Raw genomic sequence first — 17133 nt, 5'->3', positions numbered from 1 at the left:
CGCGTTTACGCCCGCTCCCGCCGGTGCTTTCCCCGTACGTCTGCTTTTTCCCTTTCCGCGGCTCCTCCCCATGGGGGGGGCCCCCCCCCCGGGGGGGGGCCCCGGCTGACTTACGAACCGACCTTGCGCTTGTTCCACACGTCGAAGCCGACCGCGGCCAGCAGGGCCAGGCCCTTGATGACCTGTTGCCAGTCGGTGCCGACGCTGAGGAGGTTCATGCCGTTGTTCAGCACGCCGAGGACCAGACCGCCGATGATCGCGCCGAGGACGGTACCCACACCGCCGCTCATGGACGCGCCACCGATGAACGACGAGGCGATCGCTTCCAGCTCGAAGTTCAGACCGGCCTTCGGAGAGGCCGCGTTCAGGCGGGCGGCTACCACCAGACCCGCCAGGGCCGCGAGCATGCCCATGTTCAGGAAGACGAAGAAGGTGACCTTCTTGTCCTTGACGCCCGACAGCTTCGCCGCCGGGAGGTTGCCGCCGATCGCGTAGATGTGACGGCCGAAGACGGCGTTGCGCATGACATAGCCGTAGCCGACGACCAGCACGCCGAGGATCAGCAGCACGATCGGGGCGCCCTTGTAGCTGGCGAGCAGCATCGTGACCGTGAGCACCGCGGCGACCAGCGCCACCAGCTTGAGCGCGAACAGCTTCGCCGGCAGCACGTCCAGGGTGAACTCCTGCTGGCGCCTGCGGTCGCGCACCTCCTGGAGGACCACGAAGACGATCACCGCGAGGCCGAGCAGCAGGGTGATGTTGTGGTAGTTCGTGGTCGGGCCGACCTCCGGGAGGAAGCCGTTGCCCATCTTCTGGAGGCCGTCGGGGAACGGGCCGAGGGTCTGCCCCTTGAGCAGGATCTCCGTCAGACCGCGGAAGAGCAGCATCCCGGCGAGGGTGACGATGAAGCTCGGTATGCCGAGATAGGCGATCAGGAATCCCTGGACCGAGCCCGCCACGGCGCCCACCACGAGGCACAGCAGCAGGGCGACGGGCCACGCCACACTGTGCTCGACCATCAGCACGGCCGCGAACGCGCCCACGAACGCGGTCAGCGAGCCGACCGACAGGTCGATGTGGCCCGCGATGATCACCAGCATCATGCCGATCGCGAGGATCAGGATGTAGCTGTTCTGGAGGACCAGGTTGGAGACGTTGCGCGGCAGCAGCAGCTGGCCGTCGGTCCAGACCGCGAAGAGGACGACGATCAGGCCGAGCGCGAGCAGCATGCCGTACTGGCGCATGTTCTGGCGCAGGCCGTCGAGCATCACCCGCAGCAGGTTCTCCCCGCCGTCGGCGCTCCCGTCCTTGCCCGGTGGCGCCTCGGCCGGGACGTTGGTCACATCGGTGCTCATCGGGTTACCTCTTTGTCCTTCGTCATCTGACGCATCAGCACTTCCTGGGTGGCCTCGGCCCGCGAGAACTCACCCGTCAGCCGCCCGGCGGCCATGGTGTAGATGCGGTCGCACATGCCGAGCAGTTCGGGCAGCTCGGAGGAGATGAAGATGATCGCCTTGCCCTCGGCGGCCAGCTTGTCGATGACCGTGTAGATCTCGAACTTGGCGCCCACGTCGATACCGCGCGTCGGCTCGTCCAGGATCAGCACGTCGGGACCTGCGAAGATCCACTTGCTGAGGACGACCTTCTGCTGGTTGCCGCCGGACAGCTTGCCCACCGGCTCGAAGACGGTCGGCGCCTTGATGTTCATCGACGTGCGGTAGCCCTCGGCGACCTGCCGCTCCTCGTGCTCGTCGACGATCCCCCGCCGGGCCACCTTGCCGAGAGCGGACAGCGAGATGTTGCGGTTGATCGTGTCGATGAGGTTGAGGCCGTAGTGCTTGCGGTCCTCGGTGACGTACGCGATGCCGTGGCCGACGGCCTCCGCCACGGACTTCGTACGGATCTCCTCGCCGTCCTTGAGGACCGTGCCGCCGGCGTGCCGGCCGTAGGACCGCCCGAAGACGCTCATCGCGAGTTCGGTGCGGCCCGCGCCCATCAGGCCGGCGATGCCGACGATCTCCCCGCGCCGCGCGTGGACCGACACGTCGTCGACGACCTTGCGCTGCTGGTCGATCGGGTGGTGCACGGTCCAGTCGCGGATCTCCAGCGCCGGGGCCGCCCCCTCCTCGGCCTCGTGGGGGGTGCGTTCGGGGAAGCGGTGCTCCAGGTCGCGGCCGACCATGCCGCTGATGATCCGGTCCTCGGTCGTCTCCGGCGCCTTCACGTCGAGGGTCTCGATGGTCCGGCCGTCCCGCAGGATCGTCACCGAGTCGGCGACCTTGCGGATCTCGTTCAGCTTGTGGGAGATGATGATCGAGGTGATGCCCTGCTTCTTCAGCTCCAGGATCAGGTCCAGGAGCTTCTCGCTGTCCTCGTCGTTCAGAGCCGCGGTCGGCTCGTCGAGGATGAGCAGCTTCACCTTCTTCGAGAGCGCCTTGGCGATCTCCACGAGCTGCTGCTTGCCCACCCCGATGTCGGCGACACGGGTCTCGGGGTGATCGCTCAGACCGACCCGGCGCAGCAGCTCGGCCGCGTGCCGCAGGGTCGTGTTCCAGTTGATGAACCCGCGCTTGGCGTGTTCGTTGCCGAGGAAGATGTTCTCCGCGAGGGAGAGGTAGGGCGACAGCGCCAGTTCCTGGTGGATGATGACGATGCCGTGCTGCTCGCTCGCCCGGATGTCCTTGAAGCGGCAGACCTCTCCCTCGAAGAGGATCTCGCCCTCGTAGCTGCCGTGAGGGTGGACGCCGGAGAGCACCTTCATCAGGGTGGACTTGCCGGCGCCGTTCTCACCGCAGATGGCGTGGACCTCGCCCTGCCGGACGGTCAGGGTGACGTCCGACAGCGCCTTGACGCCGGGAAAGGTCTTGACGATCGAGCGCATTTCCAGGACGGGTCCCGCCATGGTCGTGCCTTCCAATCCGTAAGGTTCGACGCTTACTTGAGCTGGTCCGCCGTGTAGTAGCCACCGTCGACGAGGACCGACTGGTAGTTGGACTTGTCGACGCTCACCGGCTGGAGCAGGTAGGCGGGGACGACCTTGGAGCCGTTGTCGTAGGTCGTGGTGTCGTTGGTCTGCGGCTTCTTGCCCTTGAGGACGTCGTCCACCATGGTCGAGGCGATCTTGGCGAGCTGGCGGGTGTCCTTGTAGACGGTCTGCGTCTGCTCGCCCGCGATGATCGACTTCACCGACGCCAGCTCGGCGTCCTGACCGGTGAGGATCGGCAGCGGCTTGCTCTTGGAGCCGTAGTCGTCCGACTTCAGCGACGACAGGATGCCGATGGAGATGCCGTCGTACGGGGAGAGCACCGCGTCGACCTTCTTGCTGGAGTACGACTTGGTGAGGATGTCGTCCATGCGCTTCTGGGCGGTGGCGCCGTCCCAGCGCAGGGTGGTGACCTGGTTGAGCGCGGTCTGGCCGGACTGGACGACGAGCTGCTTCTTGTCGATGTAGGGCTGGAGCACCTTCATCGCGCCGCCGAAGAAGTACTTCGTGTTGTTGTCGTCGTTCGAGCCGGCGAAGAGTTCGAGGTTGAACGGGCCCTTCTTGGAGCCGTCCGCGAGGCCGAGCTTCTGGAGGATGTAGTTGCCCTGGAGCTCGCCGACCTTGGAGTTGTCGAAGGACGCGTAGTAGTCGACGTTCTTCGTGCCGAGGATCAGGCGGTCGTAGGCGATGACCGGGATGTGGGCGTCGGCGGCCTGCTGGAGCACGTTGTTCAGGGACTTGTTGTCGATGGCCGCCACGATCAGCGCCTTGACACCCTGCGTGATGAGGTTCTCGATCTGCGAGACCTGCTGGTCCGGGTCGTCCTCGCCGTAGACCAGCTTGGTCTTGTAGCCCTTGGACTCCAGGTTCTTGACGACGTTGTTGCCGTCGGCGATCCAGCGCTCGGAGGACTTGGTCGGCATCGCGATACCGATCGTCCCGCCCTTGCTGCTGCCCTTGTCCTCCTTGCTGCCGCCGTCGCTGTTCTGGCCGCAGGCGGTCAGGGCGAGGGCGAGGGAGGCGGCTCCGGCTATGGCGGTGAGGGCGGCTCTGCGGTTACGCATGATCATCATCCTTGATGTCTTGGACCGGGCTCGGTCTCGCGGAACTCGGAAGCTCCGTGAGCTCTGAGAGGAAGGCCGAGAAGGTGTGTTGGATTGTGCGCGACTGTGTCTGCTTGTGTGAAGGGGGTTTGTGCGAACGTTATGAGGGAGTGTCGAATCGCGAGAGGGTGCCGGGCAGACGGGAGCCGAGGGGGGCCATGTCGTCACCCGCGCCGTGCCGTGTCAGCAGGTCAAGGGCGAGCCGGCCGCGGCGCACCCGCTCCCGGGCCGTGCTCAGCGTCAGGTCCCGCAGATGGTGTCCGTACGGGTAGATCCCGGGGGTCTTGGACAGCCCGAACTTCAGATACAGCGGTGCGCCGCGCCGGATCAGCTCGGCGACCTCGTACATCCGGATGTACCCGCCGAGATCGTCGGGGGCCTCGATGTACATGTCCATGGGGGCGGCGGAGACCCGCCGGATCTCGGTGAGGTGATCGAGCGTCAGATCGCTGGGCACGTTCAGCGAGTCGGCGCCGAGGCGCTCGTACACGGCGTACGAGGCCGGGTTCACCGGACCGATCAGCGCCGAGACCTTGAACGTCGTGTCGGCCGGCAGGATCCCGGCGACCCGCGCCCGGTGCAGCGTCCACAGCACGCCCTCGTCGGCGACGAGCAGGCACTTGACGCCCAGCTCCACCGCCCTGACGGCGTCCTCGACACAGCCGGCCAGCGCGTCGTGGCCGCGGGCGCGCAGCCCGCCGCCGCGCGAGTCGGAGCGCGTCGAGGCGCCGATGTCCCAGGTGCCGCGCGGTCCGGTGAACAGACAGAGTTCGATGTCGCGTTCACCGGTGGCCTCGACCATCTCGGTGATCTCGGCGTCGGTCAGCATCCAGACACCGCTGCCCTGGCTGATCCGGTGGATCGGCACATCGAGCCGCGAGGCCTCCTTGAGGACCACCGCGAGCGCCTCGGGTCCCTCGACGGAGGGGACCTCGGTGCGCCAGCGGCCGCCTCCGGGGAAGGTGTGCGGCGAGGCGTCCGCGGGGGAGAGGGCGGGCGCGGCCAGGCCGAGCGTGGCCAGGGCCGGCTCGCCGGGTCGACGGGGCGCCGTGGGAAGGGCGTCGGTCACAAGCTGTCCTTCATCGTTCGATATTTCGGTCATGGTTCGCGACCTTCGGCGCACGTGGCCTGGTGCACGCCGGTACGGGGCCGTCAGGAACCCCATACCGGCGTACGGATCGGGTGGTCACGGCTTCAGCAGGACCTTGCCGACCTTCGGATCGCCGGAGCCCACCAGTTCGATGGCCTCCGGGAACGCGGCGAGCGGCAGTTCGTGCGTCACCAGCGGCGACGGGTTCAGCAGACCCGCGCCGAAGACCCGCACGGTGTGCGCCCAGGCGTCCGGCGGCGCCCCGAACACGGTGTGCACCTCCAGCTGCCGTACGACGAGATCGGTCGGGTCGAGACCCTCGGCGCCCGGCGCCGGGATCCCGGTGAGGACCAGGCGTCCGCCGCGCCGCAGCAGGGAGGCGGCGGTGCGCGCGGCGGACGCGGACCCGGCGGTCTCGATGACGACGTCGAAGTCGTCGGGGAGCGGCTGGTCCCGGGTGAGGAAGGCGGTGGCGCCGAACTCCCGTGACAGTGCGGCCCGGTCGGGGCGGGTGCCCACCACGAGCAGCTCGGCAGGGGAGCCCGCCCTCAGGAACTGCACGGCGAACATCCCGAGCGTCCCGGTGCCCACCACGGCCACGCGCTCACCGGGCCGCGCGTTCGCCTTGAGGGCGGCGGCCGCGATGCAGGCGGCCGGCTCCAGCAGGGCGGCGGCCGTCAGATCGGCGTCGTCGGGCAGGACGTGCAGCAGCCGGGCCGGCAGCGTCAGCGTGCCCGCCATCGCCCCGGGAACGGTGAAGCCCGTCTCCTCGTACCCGGCCGTGCACAACGTTGTCTCGCCCGCGTGGCAGCGGTCGCAGACCTGGCAGTTGCGGAAGCCCTCGCCGACGACCTTGCGGCCGACGAGCCCCGCCGGGACGCCGGTGCCGACCTCCTCGACGGTCCCGGACCACTCGTGACCCGGGGTCAGGGGATAGCGGACGTAGCCCTCGGGCCGGTTGCCCTGGTAGACCTCGCGGTCGCTGCCGCAGATGCCGACCGCGTGCACCCGTACGAGCGCCTCGCCCGCCGCGGGGCGGACCGGCTCGTGCGGGACCAGCCGGTGCTCGCCCGGGCCCTCGACGAGGACCGCGGTGCTCACTGCGACCCCTTGGGCTTGCGCTGCTCCCAGCCGTCGGCCCACAGGTCGAAGCGGGCCTGTTGCTGGGGGAACTCGGCCGCCGCGTCGACGTCCAGCTCGACGCCGAGTCCCGGTTCGTGGGACAGCTCGAAGTAGCCGTCCACGACCTGCGGGGCGCCCTTGACGACCTTCTTGATCTCCGCGTCGGCGAAGTCGTTGAAGTGCTCCAGGATCTTGAAGTTCGGCGCGGTGAAGCCGACCTGGAGGGAGGCGGCGGTCAGGACGGGGCCGCCGACGTTGTGCGGGGCGACCAGCATGTAGTGGGTCTCGGCGGTCGCGGCCAGCTTCCGGGTCTCCCAGATGCCGCCGATGTGACCGACGTCGGGCTGGATGATGTCGACGGCCTGGCTCTCGAAGAGCTCGCGGAACTCGATGCGGTCGTGGATGCGCTCGCCGGTGGCGAGGGGCATGTCGACCTTGGCGGCGACCTTCTCCAGCGCCTTGAGGTTCTCCGGCGGCACCGGCTCCTCCAGCCACGCGGGCTTGAAGGGCGCGAGCTCGTGGGCGAGGCGGACGGCGGTGGACGGCGAGAAGCGGCCGTGCATCTCCAGCATCAGCTCGGTCTCGGGCCCGATCGCGTCGCGCACCGCCTCGATGAGCGACACCGAGTACAGCGTGGCCTCGTGGTCGAGCTCGAAGTGCCCGGTGCCGAAGGGGTCGATCTTGAGGGCCTTGTAGCCCCGCGCGACGACCTCCTGGGCGGCCTTGTGGTAGGCCTCCGGGGTGCGTTCGGTGGTGTACCAGCCGTTGGCGTAGGCCTTGACCCGGTCGGTGACCTTGCCGCCCAGGAGCTGCCAGACCGGCACCCCGAGCGCCTTGCCCTTGATGTCCCAGCAGGCCATCTCGATGACCGCGATGCCGGACATCACGATCTCGCCGGCCCGCCCGTAGTCGCCGTACTTCATCCGGCGGACCAGGTCCTCGACCGCGAACGGGTCGGAGCCGAGAATATGGTTGGCCTGCGCCTCGTGCAGATAGCCGATCAGCGCGTCGGTGTGGCCCAGCATGCGGGTCTCGCCGACCCCGGTGACGCCCTCGTCGGTGTGCACCTGGACGTAGGTCAGGTTCCTCCAGGGTGTCCCGACCACGTGTGTGGTGATTCCCGTGATGCGCACGGCAGATGCCCCCTGTGCTTTCAGCTCTGTTCGAAATTTCGTCACACGTTCGAAATGCTGGCGTGACAGTAAGGACGCCGCCCGGGGGGTGTCAATGGGTCGCGCGCATAACGGTTCCGACGCGATGGGCGCAGGATGGCGGGGGATCTTCGGGGGCACCCGGGTCCGACGGGCCGGAATACTTGATTCCGCACAAGATCTTCACAACTGCGCCTAGGAACGTTACCGGCGGTGACCCTAGTCTTCCCGCGTCATGGACTACTGCCACGTGTGCCGCAGGCACCTCAACGGCGCGCTCGCCTGTCCCGGGTGCGGCACCCCGGTCGACGAACTCGGAGCGGACGCCGAGGAGACCGGCGCGCGCCCGCCGGTGGGCGCCGGAGCCGACCCGCGCCACACCGAGGACGGCGACGTCGAGTGGCGTTCCCGGCGCGCCGCGCGCCGGCGCGGTGGCCGCGTCCTGGACGCCGCGGCCGAGGAGGGCGACCCGGACGACCGGGGGGTCCCGGCCGGCGTCAGCCGACGTGACCGCAAGGCCGCCGCGCACCGCCGCAAGCGCCGCCGCACCCTGTTCATAGCCATGGGGTTCGTCCTCGCGGCCGGCGGTCTGAGCCTCGCCGAGCTCGGCGTCGACGCGCCCGGGCTCGGCCCCAGCCCGGCGGCGGCCGAGTCGCCCGACGGTTCGGCCTCACCGGCGGCGTCCGCGCTGCCGAAGAGCTCCGCCTCCGCCTCCCCCGCGGCCGGCCGTACCCCCGGTGCCTCGTCCCCGGCCGCCGGATCCGCCTCCGCCTCCCGCTCCGCGTCCGCGGCGACGGGCGGGAAGAGCGCCGGGAGCGACGGGTCGCCGACCGCGGGCGCCCTGCCCGGCCGTTCGGCCTCGGCCCCGGCGAGCGCCCCCTCGGCGCCCCGCACGACGGCCCCCGCCACCACGTCCCCGGAGACGTCGGCCCCCGCGCCGGCTCCGTCACCCTCGAACAGCTGCAACAAGTTCCTGTGGTGGTGCGCCTAGGCGTCCAGCCCGCCACGGGCTGACCGTGCCGCGGGCGTGCCGCCCGCCGCGGGGCTTGCGGGCGCGCCACCCGCCGCGGGGCGCCCTCAGGCGTCGCCCGTGCCCGGGGTCTCGCCCAGCATGCGGCGCAGCAGGTCGCGCAGGGACAGCCGCTCCTCGTCCGAGAGTTCCGCCAGCGGCTCGCGGGCGAAGTCGAGCGAGTCGCGCAGCCCCCCGGCGATCCGGCGGCCCTCGTCCGTCGCCGCCGCCAGTTTCACCCGGCGGTCCGCCGGGTCGGGGCGCCGCTCCACCAGGCCCCGGGTCTCCAGCCGGTCCACGATCCCCGTGACGTTCGACGGCTCGCACTTCAGCTTCTGGGCCAGTCGGCGCATCGGCAGCGGCTCCAGCGAGAGCAGGCTCAGCAGCCGCGCCTGCGCGCCGGTGAGGGCGTGCTGGGCCGCCGCGTCCTCGTACTCGTCGTGGTAGCGGGCCACGACCGTGCCGATCAACTCGACGACCTCCATGGTCAGGGGGTCGATCCGTGGTCTCTTGTGGGTGGCCATGCTCTCGATCCTAGCGTGTTACTTGACATCATTAAATATTCAGGAGCATGGTTGTTTCAGGTACTGAAGCATTTGATCCGCTCACCGGTCCGCTCGCCGGTCACCGTGAAAGGCGCACCCTCATGTCCGAGACCCCCCAGCTTCCCTCCACCGGCCGCGAGTGGCATCTGGTCAGCCGCCCGGTCGGCTTCCCCCAGCCCTCCGACTTCGCCCTGGTCGAGGCCGAGGTCCGGCAGCCGGGCCCGGGCGAGGTCCTGGTACGGAACGCCTACGTCTCCGTCGACCCGTACATGCGCGGCCGGATGAGCGACGCCAAGTCCTACGCCGCCCCCTTCGAGCTCGGCAAGACCATGCAGGGCGGCGCGGTCGGCGAGGTCGTCGCCTCCAACGCCGAGGGCGTCGAGGTCGGCGACCACGTGCTGCACTTCCTCGGCTGGCGCGAGTACGCCGTCGTGGACGCCAAGCAGGCCGTCAAGGTGGACGCCGCGGCGGCGCCGCTCTCGACGTACCTCGGCGTCCTCGGCATGACCGGCCTCACCGCGTACGCCGGGCTCCTGCGCACCGCCTCCTTCAAGGAGGGCGACTCCGTCTTCGTGTCCGGCGCCGCCGGCGCGGTCGGCAGCCAGGTCGGCCAGATCGCCCGGCTCAAGGGCGCCTCGCGGGTCATCGGCTCCGCCGGGTCCGACGAGAAGGTCAAGCTGCTCGTGGAGGAGTACGGCTTCGACGCGGCCTTCAACTACAAGAACGGCCCGGTCTCCCAGCAGCTGCGCGAGGCCGCGCCCGACGGCGTGGACGTCTACTTCGACAACGTGGGCGGGGACCACCTGGAGGCGGCGATCGGCTCGCTGAACCGGGACGGCCGCATCGCCGTCTGCGGCATGATCTCCGTCTACAACCGCACCGAGCCCGCCCCCGGCCCGCGGAACCTGGCCCGGCTGATCCAGACCCGCGGCCGCATCCAGGGCTTCCTCGTCGGCGACCACTACGACCTCCAGCCGGAGTTCGTCCGGGAGGTCGGCGGCTGGATCCGCTCCGGCGAGCTGAAGTACGCCGAGACGATCGTCGAGGGCATCGAGAACAACGTGGAGGCGTTCTTCGGCGTCCTGCGCGGCGACAACGTCGGAAAGATGATCGTCAAGCTCTGACCCGGACGCCGGGGCGGCGACGCCCGCGCGCACCTCACGGAGGCCGCCTCCCCCATGCCGGGGAGGCGGCCTTCGACATGCAGGGGAGGCGGCCTCCGTCGTCCGTCTCGTGGTCCGGCCGGGCGCCCCGATAGGGTCTCCCCATGCGCGATCTTGGGGTGGGTTTCGGCTATCTGCTGCGCGGCCAGCGATGGGTGGTCCGGCACGGGAAGAGTTTCGGGTTCGGACTGCTGCCGGGGCTCATCACGCTCGTGCTCTACGCGGCGGCGCTCGTCGCCCTCGGTGTGTACGGGGAGGGCTTCGTCACCTGGGCGACGCCGTTCGCGGACGACTGGTCGAGCCCCTGGGCGGGCCTCTTCCGCGGCTTCCTCACCGCCGTCCTGTTCGCGCTCGCCCTCCTGCTCGCCGTCCTCACCTTCACCGCCGTCACCCTGCTGATAGGCCAGCCCTTCTACGAGAGTCTCTCGGAGAAGGTCGACCGCGACGTCTCCCCGGACGGCACGGCCCCCGAGTCGGGGCGGCCGCTCTGGCACGAGCTGTGGATCTCCGCCCGCGACAGCCTCCGTATCCTCGTACGGGCCCTGGTGTGGGGGGTCCTCCTCTTCGCGCTCGGCTTCGTCCCCTTCGTCGGGCAGACCGTCGTCCCCGTGCTCGGCTTCTTCGTCACGGGCTTCTTCCTCACCGAGGAACTCGTCGCCGTCGCCCTCCAGCGCCGCGATGTCGACCTGCGCGAGCGTCTCGCCCTGCTCCGCTCCCGCAAGACCCTGGTCTGGGGCTTCGGCACCCCGCTCGGGCTGGCCTTCCTCGTCCCGTTCGTCGCGGTGTTCCTCATGCCCGGAGCCGTCGCGGGCGCCACCCTGATGGCCCGCGACCTGCTCGGCGAGGAGATCAGCGAGGGCGACACCGACGAGGACCGGGACGGGGACGCCGGCACGGCTTCCGGAGGCACGGCCTCCGACCGGGCGGCGAACGAGGAGCAGGACACCACCCTGTGACCGGGGCGGACCCCGGGAGGCTCAGGCCTCGCCCAGCAGCGTGAGGAAGTCGCGGAACGCGGCCGGCATGTCCACCGACTCCGGGTCCAGCAGCCACTGGTACTGGAGCCCGTCCATCACGGCGACGAGCAGCGGAGCGGCGCGCTCCGGCGTGAGCCCGCTCGGCAGCCGCTCCCCGTACTCCGCGCGCAGCGCCACGGCCATGTTGGCCCGCACCGCCGTGTAGCGCCGGGTGAAGAACTCGCGGGCCGGGTGCCCCTCCGTGACGCTCTCGCCGAGCAGGGCCGAGAAGGTCTGGATGATCCCGGGCCGCATCGCGTTGTACTCGACCAGCGAGACCAGCAGCTCGGCCCGCCAGGGGGTGTCCGGCAGCGCGTCCCACCGGTCCCGGTCCCCGAGCACGGCGACGAGCAGCGCCTCCTTGGTGGGGAAGTGGTGCAGCAGGCCCTGCTGGGTGAGGCCCACCCGCTCGGCGACCGCGGCGAGGCTCGCGCCCCGGTAACCGCGCTCGGCGATCACCTCCAGCGTCGCGCGCACGATCTCGGCGCGCCGCTCCTCGCTCCGGGTCCTGGCCGTCATGGCGTCACCGTACGGCATCTCCCCTTGCGAAGATAACGAGAAGGTGACGAAACCTACCGCCCTACAGGTGCCGGATGCACGATGTGGGGACGACCGACGGCTTTCGACGAGGAGGTGCCGCCATGGCGGAGACTGCGGTGGGGACGGGCAGCGGCCACGGGGACCGGGAGGCGGACGCGGCCCGGGAGGCCGTCGTCGAGGCGGCACTGGGCCGGCTCGACCTGGACGCGAAGGCCCGGCTGCTGTCCGGACGGAACATGTGGACCCTGCCCGCGCTCCCCGGGATCGGGCTGCGCTCCCTCGTCATGTCCGACGGCCCCATCGGCGTCCGCGGCGTCCGCTGGAGCGCCGACGACCCCTCCGTCGCGCTCCCCTCGCCCACCGCGCTCGCCGCGAGCTGGGACCCGGAGCTGGCCCGCCGCGCCGGGGTGCTGCTCGCCCAGGAGGCGCGCCGCAAGGGCGTCCACGTCCTGCTCGCCCCGACCGTCAACCTCCACCGCTCCCCGCTCGGCGGCCGCCACTTCGAGGCCTACAGCGAGGACCCGCTCCTGACCGGCGCGATCGGCGCCGGCTACGTCCGGGGCGTGCAGTCCGGCGGGGTCGCCACCACCGTCAAGCACTTCGTCGCCAACGACGCCGAGACCGACCGCTTCACCGTGGACAACCTGGTCTCCGAACGCGCCCTGCGCGAGCTGTACCTGGCGCCCTTCGAGACCATCGTCGCGACGGCCCGCCCGTGGGGCGTCATGACCGCCTACAACTCCGTCAACGGCACGACGATGAGCGAGCACGGCCGGCTCGTGAACGACGTCCTGCGCGGCGAGTGGGGCTTCGACGGCTTCAACGTCTCCGACTGGAGGGCCGCCCGCGACACCAGGGCCGCGATCGAGGGCGGACTCGACGTCGCCATGCCCGGCCCCAGGACCGTCTACGGGGAACCGCTCGCCGCCGCCGTGCGCGCCGGCGAGGTGGCGGAGGCGACGGTCGACGCGGCCGTCCGCAACGTGCTCCGGCTCGCCGCCCGCGTCGGCGCCCTGGCCGGGGCCGAACCCGTCGTGACCGAGGCGCCGGCGCCCGTGGACGGACAGGCGCTGGCCCGCGAGGTGGCCCGCCGGGGCTTCGTCCTCGTCCGCAACGAAGGCGCCCTGCCGCTCCCCGAGGGGCACCGGATCGCCCTCGTCGGCGCCGCCGCCCGTGACGCCCGGGTGCTCGGCGGTGGCTCCGCGACCGTCTTCCCCGCCTCCATCGTCTCGCCCCTCGACGGTCTCACCGCCGCGCTCCCCGAGGGCAGCGTGACCTACGCCCTCGGCGCCGACCTCGCCGTCGAACTGCCCGTCGCCGACAAGGGGTTCGAGCTGCGCGCGATCTGCCGCGACGCCGCCGGCGAGATCCTCGCCACCGCCTCCGCCCCCAACGGCCAGATCCAGTGGATCGGCGACGACCTGCCCGAAGGGGTCACGCACGAGAACCTGGCCACCGTCGAACTCACCGGCACCTTCACCCCGCGCGAGTCCGGCCCGCACACCTTCGGCATCAAGGGCCCCGGCGCGTTCACCCTCACCGTCGACGGCACGACGTACTTCGACGGCGTCCAGGGCACCGCCGAGGACCGCCCCTTCGTGACCTTCTTCGGTGCCCCGGTGGCCCGCGGCCGGGCCGAACTCGCCTCGGGCGAACCGGTGGCGGTCTCCCTCGACCACACCGTCGTGTTCCCCGAGGACGCCCCGGTGAAGGTCCTCGGCTTCACGCTCGCCCACCAGGAGCCCGTGCGCGACGCGGACGAACTGATCGCCGAGGCGGTCGCCGCGGCCCGCGCCGCCGACACCGCCGTCGTCGTGGTCGCCACCACCGACCGCGTCGAGTCCGAGGGCTTCGACCGCGCGGACCTCGGGCTCCCCGGCCGCCAGGACGACCTGGTCCACGCCGTCGCCGCCGCCAACCCGAACACCGTCGTGGTCGTCAACTCCGGCTCCCCGGTGGAACTCCCGTGGCGCGACGAGGTCGCCGCCGTCCTCCTGAGCTGGTTCCCGGGACAGGAGGGCGGCGCGGCCCTCGCCGACGTCCTCACCGGCGCCCACGAACCGGGCGGCCGGCTCCCCACCACCTGGGGCCCCCTCGCGGACGCCCCGGTCACCCAGGTGCGTCCCGAGGGCGGTGAACTCCCGTACACCGAGGACGTCTTCATCGGCTACCGCGCCTGGGAGAAGGAGGGCATTACCCCCTCGTACGCCTTCGGGCACGGCCTCGGCTACACCGACTGGGACTACGAGTCCATCGAGGTCCGGGGCACGACGGTCACCGTCCGGGTCCGCAACCGCGGTGAGCGGGCCGGGCGCGAGGTCGTCCAGGTCTACCTCGCCCCCGCCGAACCGGGCACCGAGCGGCCCCTCCGCGCGCTCGCCGGATTCGCCGGTGTCGAGGCCGCGCCCGGCGAGAGTGCCGAGGCCGTCGTGGAACTCCCGCGCCGCGCTTTCGAGCTCTGGGACACCGCCACGAACACATGGGCGTTTGTGAAGGGTTCGTACGAGATTCAGGCAGGCCGTTCCCTCGCGGACCCTCGCCTGCGCACGATCATCGAGGCGTGAACCACACGCCCGCCTTCGGCCGGCCCCGGCCCGGAACCTGACCTCCGGACCGGGGCCCGCCGTTTGCCCCGGTCCGGACACGATCTAGGAGCGTACGGAGAACCCGTACACCGTCTCCGAGCGGTACACCCCGCCCGGTCGCAGCTCCGTGCTCGGGAAGTCCGGGCGGTTCGGGGAGTCGGGGAAGTGCTGGGTCTCCAGGGCGACGCCGTCGTTCGGGGCGAAGGGGGCGCCCAGATGGTCGGCGGTGTAGAGCTGGAGACCCGGTTCGGTGGTCGCGACCGTCAGCACCCGGCCGGACGCCGGGTCGTACAGCTCGGCGACCTCCACCGCGGCGGCCGTGAGCCCCTTGTCGAGGACGTAGTTGTGGTCGTAGCCCGCGCCGGTTTCGCGGGGCTCGCGGAAGTCGAAGCGGGTGCCCTCGACCGGGTCGAGCTCCCCGGTCGGGATCAGGTTCCCGTCGACCCGAGTCAACCGCGAGGCGTCGAGCCGCAGTTCGTGCCCGAGCGCGCTGCCGGAGCCGCCGAGGTTCCAGTACGTGTGGTTCGTCAGGTTCACCACGGTCGGCGCGTCGGTGACCGCCTCGTAGGCGATCCGCAGCGCGCCCCGCTCGTCGAGCGTGTACGTCGCCGAGACCTCCAGACGGCCCGGGAAGCCCTCCTCGCCGTCCGGGCTGACCCGGGAGAGCCTGACCCCGTGTTCGAGCGGCTCCGCGTCCCACACGCGCTTGTCGAAGCCGCCGTCGCCGCCGTGCAGCGAGTTGGGCCCGTTGTTCGCCTCCAGGCGGTACGTCACCCCGTCCAGCGGGAAGGCCGCGCCCCCGATGCGGTTCGCGTACCGCCCGACCAGCGCGCCGAGGTACGGCTCCGGATGGGCCGTGTACCCCTCCAGGTCCGGGAAGCCCAGGGTCACGTCCACGGCCAGCCCGTCCCGGTCCGGCACCTCGGCCGACTGCACGATCCCGCCGTACGTGAGCACACGCACCCGGACCCCGGCGCGCTCCAGCGTCCAGCGGTGGACCCGGGTGCCGTCGGAAAGTGTGCCGAAAAGTTCACTCATGGGAGAAACCCTAGGTGACCGGGTTGCGTGCCGTGACCGTGCGGTAGGCGATCTCCGCGAGTCGGGCCTGGCCGTCCCTGCTCGGGTGGAACCAGTCCCAGTGGCTCAGCTGGCCGGTGCCGAAGCGGTAGTCGAAGACCGCGTTCCCGTCGGAGCGGCAGCGCCGGTCCTTCGCGCACACCTCGCGCAGCACCTGGTTGTACTCCTTCACCCGGTCCTGCACCTGCCCGCGCCGCAGGGTCGCCGCCGCGTTCAGCGAGTCGGCGTCACCGAGCATCGAGGGGCAGATGCCCAGCTTCCACACCTGCTTGCCCAGCGGGCTGCCGCGCCCCTCGGACCAGAGCCGCTTGAGGTCCGGCACGCTCGACACGTACACCTGCGTCCTGGGCAGGGCCCGGCGCAGCGTGTCCATCGCCTCCTGGAACTCGGCGCGGAACTCGGCGACCGGCGTCATCGCCGCGGCCGAGGAGCGGCAGGCGTCGTTGGCGCCCGCCATCACCGTGACCAGCTCCGGCCTGCGCGCCGCCGCCTGTTCCATCTGACCGGGCAGATCGGCCATCCGCGCGCCGGTCACCGCGTAGTTCCAGCTGCGCTCGGCCGCGCCGGTCGGGCCGAGCAGCCGGACGGCGAGGCTGTCGACCCGGGGATCGCTGCCGGTCGCCCACGACACCTCGGGGCAGTCGGACAGCACGCTGCACGCGTCGAAACCCCGGGTGATCGAGTCGCCGACCGCCGCCATGGAGTCCGGACTGCGGTCCCAGACCGGCGTGGGCTTCGCCGACGGCCGCGGCATCGCGGTCCCGCCGGGCGCCGAGGAGTCGCAGGCGGCGGTGCCCAGGAGGGCCGCCGCCGCGGCGACGGCGAGGACGGCCCGCGAACGGTGGCTGCGATTCCGCATCCCCTGGTCTCCTCGTTCGTTGTACAGGGTTGGTCGGCATCCGCTCCGCGCGGCAGGTCGCACCACGTCGTACACGGCCGGTCGCGCCCCGTTCCCGGGGTACGGCCGACTCCACCCGGGAGGCGGACCCGGACCCCCGGCAGGGGAGTCCGGACACGTCCCGCCGGGTGAAACCTCGGCGGTTCACGGCGCTTGGACCGACGGTACGTCACACTCCTTGCGCCGCCGCAGGGTAGCCTCGCCACGTGGCCGCCCTGCCACTGCCGTTCCGCTAAGTTACAAGATGTCTCGCTCTGTCCGGAGGCCCCAGTGACGACACGTGGAGTTCTCTACGTGCACTCCGCGCCCCGCGCGTTGTGTCCGCATGTCGAGTGGGCGGTCGCGGGGGTGCTCGGCACACGCGTCAACCTCGACTGGATCCGGCAGCCCGCCGCGCCGGGCACCTGGAGATCCGAGTTCTCCTGGAAGGGCGAGGTGGGCACCGCCTCCAAGCTCGCCTCCGCGCTGCGCGGCTGGCACCTGCTGCGCTTCGAGGTCACCGCCGAGCCCTGCCCCACCGCCGAGGGCGAGCGCTACAGCTGCACCCCCGAGCTCGGCATCTTCCACGCGGTCACCGGCATCCACGGCGACATCCTCATCCCCGAGGACCGGCTGCGGGCCGCGCTGCTGCGCTCCCAGCGCGGCGAGAGCGACCTGGAGGCCGACCTCGCCAAGCTCCTCGGCAAGCCCTGGGACGACGAACTGGAGCCCTTCCGCTACGCCGGAGAGGGCGCCCCGGTCCGCTGGCTGCACCAGGTGGTCTGACGCCCCACCGGTGACGCTCCGTCAAGGACGCCCGAACCCGCCCGAGAACGAACGCCGTGTGGCCCGTACCCCTTGACCAGGGGTAC

At 71.1% G+C, this 17133-nt stretch carries 15 protein-coding genes; 5 read left to right on the top strand and 10 right to left on the bottom strand.

Features of this window, described 5'->3' with window-relative positions; all coding sequences use genetic code 11:
- Positions 1-110: 110 nt before the first annotated feature.
- The 6 genes from mmsB to ACFWI4_RS19155 all read right to left on the bottom strand — a co-directional run bounded on the left by mmsB (position 111) and on the right by ACFWI4_RS19155 (position 7431).
- The gene (gene mmsB, locus ACFWI4_RS19180) at positions 111-1355 is read right to left on the bottom strand and encodes a multiple monosaccharide ABC transporter permease (RefSeq protein WP_385396993.1); all 1245 of its coding nucleotides are present in this window, start codon (positions 1353-1355) and stop codon (positions 111-113) included.
- On the bottom strand, positions 1352-2902 hold the full coding sequence (gene mmsA / locus ACFWI4_RS19175) for a multiple monosaccharide ABC transporter ATP-binding protein (RefSeq protein WP_385396991.1): 1551 nt from the start codon (positions 2900-2902) through the stop codon (positions 1352-1354). The genes mmsB and mmsA overlap by 4 nt, the downstream gene beginning before the upstream one ends.
- Before the next feature lie 32 nt (positions 2903-2934).
- On the bottom strand, positions 2935-4047 hold the full coding sequence (gene chvE, locus ACFWI4_RS19170) for a multiple monosaccharide ABC transporter substrate-binding protein (RefSeq protein ID WP_387197465.1): 1113 nt from the start codon (positions 4045-4047) through the stop codon (positions 2935-2937).
- Positions 4048-4186: 139 nt separating this feature from the next.
- Complete coding sequence (locus ACFWI4_RS19165; RefSeq protein ID WP_387197462.1) at positions 4187-5188, bottom strand: hypothetical protein; 1002 nt, start codon at positions 5186-5188, stop codon at positions 4187-4189.
- Positions 5189-5272: 84 nt separating this feature from the next.
- On the bottom strand, positions 5273-6277 hold the full coding sequence (locus tag ACFWI4_RS19160) for a zinc-binding dehydrogenase (RefSeq protein WP_387197460.1): 1005 nt from the start codon (positions 6275-6277) through the stop codon (positions 5273-5275).
- Entirely contained in the window at positions 6274-7431 is a 1158-nt protein-coding gene (locus ACFWI4_RS19155; protein ID WP_339129173.1) for a mandelate racemase/muconate lactonizing enzyme family protein, read from the bottom strand. Before ACFWI4_RS19155 ends, ACFWI4_RS19160 begins: the two co-directional genes overlap by 4 nt.
- 253 nt (positions 7432-7684) lie before the next feature.
- Between ACFWI4_RS19155 and ACFWI4_RS19150 the strand changes: the two genes are divergently transcribed.
- Positions 7685-8440 carry a hypothetical protein gene (locus ACFWI4_RS19150; protein WP_387197456.1) on the top strand — a complete coding sequence of 252 codons (756 nt, stop codon included), beginning with the start codon at positions 7685-7687 and terminating at the stop codon, positions 8438-8440.
- Between the two features lie 86 nt (positions 8441-8526).
- On the opposite strand, the gene ACFWI4_RS19145 is transcribed toward ACFWI4_RS19150, so the two are convergent.
- A complete protein-coding gene (locus ACFWI4_RS19145) occupies positions 8527-8982 on the bottom strand; it encodes a MarR family winged helix-turn-helix transcriptional regulator (RefSeq protein WP_387197452.1) in 456 nt (151 codons plus the stop codon).
- Positions 8983-9104: 122 nt separating this feature from the next.
- On the opposite strand from ACFWI4_RS19145, the gene ACFWI4_RS19140 reads away from it, so the two are divergent.
- Together ACFWI4_RS19140 and ACFWI4_RS19135 are read left to right on the top strand one after the other, a co-directional pair.
- Positions 9105-10127, top strand: a complete 1023-nt coding sequence (locus tag ACFWI4_RS19140) for an NADP-dependent oxidoreductase (protein WP_387197449.1) — start codon at positions 9105-9107, stop codon at positions 10125-10127.
- A 143-nt stretch (positions 10128-10270) separates the two neighbouring features.
- Entirely contained in the window at positions 10271-11122 is an 852-nt protein-coding gene (locus ACFWI4_RS19135) for an EI24 domain-containing protein (RefSeq protein WP_387197446.1), read from the top strand.
- A 21-nt stretch (positions 11123-11143) separates the two neighbouring features.
- Here ACFWI4_RS19135 and ACFWI4_RS19130 read toward each other — a convergent pair whose 3' ends face one another.
- Positions 11144-11719 (bottom strand): TetR/AcrR family transcriptional regulator, encoded by a 576-nt coding sequence (locus ACFWI4_RS19130; protein ID WP_387197443.1) that lies wholly within the window; start codon positions 11717-11719, stop codon positions 11144-11146.
- Between the two features lie 104 nt (positions 11720-11823).
- Here ACFWI4_RS19130 and ACFWI4_RS19125 point away from each other — a divergent pair, with 104 nt between their 5' ends.
- Positions 11824-14286, top strand: a complete 2463-nt coding sequence (locus ACFWI4_RS19125) for a beta-glucosidase (protein WP_387197440.1) — start codon at positions 11824-11826, stop codon at positions 14284-14286.
- 84 nt (positions 14287-14370) lie between these two features.
- Here ACFWI4_RS19125 and ACFWI4_RS19120 read toward each other — a convergent pair whose 3' ends face one another.
- Together ACFWI4_RS19120 and ACFWI4_RS19115 are read right to left on the bottom strand one after the other, a co-directional pair.
- The gene (locus tag ACFWI4_RS19120) at positions 14371-15345 is read right to left on the bottom strand and encodes an aldose epimerase family protein (RefSeq protein ID WP_387197437.1); all 975 of its coding nucleotides are present in this window, start codon (positions 15343-15345) and stop codon (positions 14371-14373) included.
- A gap of 10 nt (positions 15346-15355) precedes the next feature.
- Positions 15356-16243, bottom strand: coding sequence for an SGNH/GDSL hydrolase family protein (locus tag ACFWI4_RS19115; RefSeq protein WP_387197434.1), 888 nt, complete (start codon positions 16241-16243; stop codon positions 15356-15358).
- 309 nt (positions 16244-16552) lie between these two features.
- On the opposite strand from ACFWI4_RS19115, the gene ACFWI4_RS19110 reads away from it, so the two are divergent.
- Positions 16553-17047: a DUF3145 domain-containing protein gene (locus ACFWI4_RS19110; protein ID WP_261702513.1), complete on the top strand. Its 495-nt coding sequence runs from the start codon at positions 16553-16555 to the stop codon at positions 17045-17047.
- Positions 17048-17133: the final 86 nt, after the last annotated feature.

Source organism: Streptomyces sp. NPDC127038, assembly GCF_042725875.1.
Classification (GTDB): Bacteria; Actinomycetota; Actinomycetes; order Streptomycetales; family Streptomycetaceae; genus Streptomyces.
Note: the sequence above shows the minus strand (reverse complement) of the source record. Positions and strands in the feature narration are given on the sequence as shown.